Genomic DNA, 3,860 nt, shown 5'->3' with positions numbered 1-3,860 from the left:
TAGAACCTAGAACCTAGAACTTAGAGCTTAGAGCTTAGAGCTTAGAGCTTATAGGCTTCTACGGTTTTGATGGTTGTCCAGTTGCTGTTGGCGTCTTGGATGAACTCTTGTGTATTCTCCAGCCAGCGTTTCTGAACCGATTTGTCTAAGTTCAGATACAACTTTCCATCTTCCACCTTCCAAGCGAGAGGGTCGGTTTCAAACTTCTTACCCATGGCTACTCCAAACGCGCAGTAACCGCCATATTGAGGGGCATAGGCTTCTGGATTGGCCCGAAATTCATCTCTGTTTTCACTGCTCGCAAAGTTATAGATCGCATTCTTATAGGTCGCTGTGAACTCAGATGTGCCTTTTATTGGACCTTCATTGGCAAAGTAAGCGACAGGATCATAGCCTTTGATCGCGAGGTCATTGCTGTCGACACTCATATCAAGGTCTGCTGCCATTAACGAAAAGCTGGTGCCTAGTAACGCGGCCAATAGAGTGATTTTTTGACTGGTCGATTTCATGTGTGACATATCAAGTTCCTTGTCAGTGTTGGTTATCTTGTTTGAAATAATTTAGCCCACTCGTCCGGTCTATAGAGGGACAAAAGAACTAAAAACTAAGCGAATCGTTCGGAGGATGCATGGATCTGCTTTCACAACTAATGGAACATTTCTCGATACGCACTGGCGTTTTCTATTCTGGAAACCTGTGTGGGGTGTCGTCATTTAACGCGCAACAAGGTAAAGAGGGGCATCTTCATGTATTGAGCGCAGGGGAGTTGAGCTTGTCTAGCGCTCATACGGAACACAGGCATTTGTCGCAGCCTTGCATTGTTTATTTGCCGAATAGCACACCACATGCGATTGAAGGTGTGGGAGACGGCGCGGAAGTTGTGTGCGCGAACGTGGAGTATCGTTCCGGGCAGATGAATCCTTTATTGTCGGCTCTGCCTGACGTAATAGTGATTCTGTTTGAGGAGGCACCTAACTTAATGCCAGTGATCGAGGTTTTATCTAATGAGTCGAGCCAAGAATCGTCGGGGCAGCAGTACTTAATGGACAAATTGAGCGATGCCTTGATGGCTTTGATTTTTCGTCATCTCATCGAACAACAGAAAATTGATAGCGGCGTTTTCTCGGCACTTGCTCACCCACGATTGGCTTCTGTGGTCTCGGCTATTCATCGATTACCTGCTCGTCATTATTCGATTGCCGAAATGGCGTCACTGGCCGCGATGTCTCGCACTCAGTTTATTGAAGCGTTCAAACGGGAAGTGGGTGAAACGCCGGGAGATTATGTGCAAAAGTGGCGAGTCTCTGTGGCTCAATCTCTGTTATTGCAAAACAAGCCGATCAATTGGGTCGCTGATGAAGTGGGTTACAACAGTTACTCAGGATTCTCACGTGCTTTTCAACATGTTGCCGGAGTGTCGCCGCGCCTTTGGCTAAAACAAAATGCGTAGTGGAACGCCGGGCAACCCCCACTCGGTTTATGGCTATTCGCATCAGGCTGGTCTATGTTTTAGCGGAAATTGTATGTAGTTTGTTCTTTTATCGGAAGAGGGTGTAAAAAGGTGGACTTTATAAGCTCGTTGTAACATTCTGCCCGTCCTATTTTATCTAGACACCAATGAGACGAAGTGCCTGCTGAACATTATTCAGCCTCCCGTATCTCATTAAAGTATTAAGGAGTTCAACTTGAACCTATTTGTAAGAGACCTTACCGTTATCGATTCTTCATACATCTGTGAACACAGAGGGGTCGTAGGAGATAGTTGGATTTTAGATGTCACCATGTCTGGTGAACTTAATGAAATGAGCATGGTGCTGGATTTTAGCAAGGTCAAAAAGCAGATCAAACAGCTTGTCGATGAGCACGTTGATCACCGTTTGCTACTGCCAATGCAAAGCGCTGCAATTGTTCTTCAAGCGAGCAAAGCGGGCTACTCTAAGGTTGATGTGTTGCGTGGTGACAAGAGTCTTCATCTACATTGCCCTGATGAAGCATATTGCCTGATTGATGCAGAAGCGATCACCATCGAGAGTGTGACCGCACACGTTTACAATATCCTTCGCGATAACCTACCAAGTAACGTCACCGGGTTAGAGATCACCCTTCGTCATGAGAACATTAATGGCGCGTTCTACCACTACACCCATGGTTTGAAAAAGCATGATGGTAATTGCCAACGCATCGCCCATGGTCACCGTTCTCCAGTAGAAATCGTGGTTGATGGTCAGCGTGACGAGCAACGCGAACAAGCATTTGCTCAGCGTTGGGAAGACATTTACTTAGGTTCTAAAGAAGACCAAGTTTCTGTTTCATCACTTAACCTGAGTGAAAACGCGAACAGTGTTAATGATGAAAGTCACTATGGCTTCCGTTACACCGCGCCACAAGGCGAATTTGAGCTAGCGATTGCTAAGAGTGAGACGGAAATTTTGCCGACCGATACCACGGTGGAATTACTTGCTGGCTATATTGCGGATCAAGTTGAACCTAGCCTAGCAGAGAACCAATCACTACAAATCGTCGCTTATGAAGGTGTTGGCAAGGGCGCAATGGCGTTCCGATAACACCCCAGCGAGTGACTCTCGTTACTGACATTATGAAATAAAGGCAAGATAATCCGTTATCTTGCCTTTATTTTTTGTTGCTCTTTAAAACTGATTTAGCGAAGTAGCACGCGTCGCAGTGGTGTTTTCTCGATTCCAACAACCAACCCGAAGCTCAACAATACGGTGCCAAAAAATACCGTAACGTCTTTTGCCAATTCCGTAATGCCTAAAACTCCACAGACATTGAACAACACGATAATGATCAACAGATGGCTGACGTAGATACCCAGCATGCGATTTGAAATGGCACGAACCCAAGCGTAGTTACCCATGTTTGGATTAGCCAAAAGCCACATGAACACGCCCATCCCCCATAGCGCTGTGCCAAACAAGAAATCATTCATGTTGAATCCGACGTCGAACGTGGTGAGCCATGCCGCCTCAGCAAAGTGAATCAACATGCCTAACGCTAATAGCCCCAACGCTTTAGTTGATGACACCTTCCATTGATTCTGACGAATAAGGAAACCTAAGGTCACCATTAACGTGCTAAAGAACGGGCCATTACGCGTGAAGAAGGGTGCTTCTAACCCGGTTAGCGTTGCGTAGCTGCCCGCTAAAACACCATAAACGTAAAGTACAATAGCCACTGGTAATAGCAGTTTGTCGAGTTTCATTTCGACTATCAAAGCAATGATCAAAACTGCACATACGAGAGCGGGAATAAACCACAAATGAACCAATCCACCCTCTAAGAAAGAGTTAAGCGGAGTGTTCATTAAGAAGCCCCAATAGCCTTTGCGCTCACCTAGGTAACCAAACTCTTCTACCTTCGCGAGGTTGAATGGCATCACTAAGCAAATGATACTCCATGCCAACCAAACCTTAAGCAGTGGTTTAGAGTAGTTAATGACGGTCTGCCAGGGGGCTGCAGTCAACTTGGGCTGAATAAGATAACCGGAAATTAGGAAAAACAGAGGTACCGCAAAACGAGCGGTTTGGTTGAGTATATAACCGATCCAAGGCACTTCATCTATTTGCCAATAAGTGAGTGCCATTTGACCGTGTAAACCAATGATCGCCAAGATAGCAATCACTCGGCCTAACTCGATACTGGCGATGTGTTGTGAAGGCGTATGTTGAACGGAAGACATATCAGATCTCTTAGTAAAATTTTTACGAAATCTAGCAGTCTTTATGCCCAACCAGTTAGTCCTAAATCAAGGCTTATGACCTTTGTTTCAAGGCTTGTGTCGGTTTTTTGAAGCCTGTCGCAGCTATATTAAATCCATTGTATACCGAATCAACTTGAAG

The 3,860-nt window shown here is 45.5% G+C and carries 4 protein-coding genes; 2 read left to right on the top strand and 2 right to left on the bottom strand.

Annotated features, from left to right (window positions below; genetic code table 11):
* Positions 1-41: 41 nt before the first annotated feature.
* Complete coding sequence (locus AB4484_RS04930; RefSeq protein ID WP_372076737.1) at positions 42-518, bottom strand: YHS domain-containing (seleno)protein; 477 nt, start codon at positions 516-518, stop codon at positions 42-44.
* Between the two features lie 110 nt (positions 519-628).
* Between AB4484_RS04930 and AB4484_RS04925 the strand changes: the two genes are divergently transcribed.
* On the top strand, positions 629-1,450 hold the full coding sequence (locus AB4484_RS04925) for a cupin domain-containing protein (RefSeq protein ID WP_372076735.1): 822 nt from the start codon (positions 629-631) through the stop codon (positions 1,448-1,450).
* A 235-nt stretch (positions 1,451-1,685) separates the two neighbouring features.
* Positions 1,686-2,564 (top strand): 6-carboxytetrahydropterin synthase, encoded by an 879-nt coding sequence (locus tag AB4484_RS04920; RefSeq protein ID WP_059018022.1) that lies wholly within the window; start codon positions 1,686-1,688, stop codon positions 2,562-2,564.
* Positions 2,565-2,659: 95 nt separating this feature from the next.
* Here the strand turns inward: AB4484_RS04920 and AB4484_RS04915 are convergent, their stop codons facing one another.
* The gene (locus AB4484_RS04915; RefSeq protein ID WP_372076733.1) at positions 2,660-3,700 is read right to left on the bottom strand and encodes an acyltransferase; all 1,041 of its coding nucleotides are present in this window, start codon (positions 3,698-3,700) and stop codon (positions 2,660-2,662) included.
* Positions 3,701-3,860: the final 160 nt, after the last annotated feature.

The sequence above is a fragment of the Vibrio sp. 10N.261.46.A3 genome, assembly GCF_041472995.1.
GTDB lineage: Bacteria > Pseudomonadota > Gammaproteobacteria > Enterobacterales > Vibrionaceae > Vibrio > Vibrio coralliirubri.
Note: the sequence above shows the minus strand (reverse complement) of the source record. Positions and strands in the feature narration are given on the sequence as shown.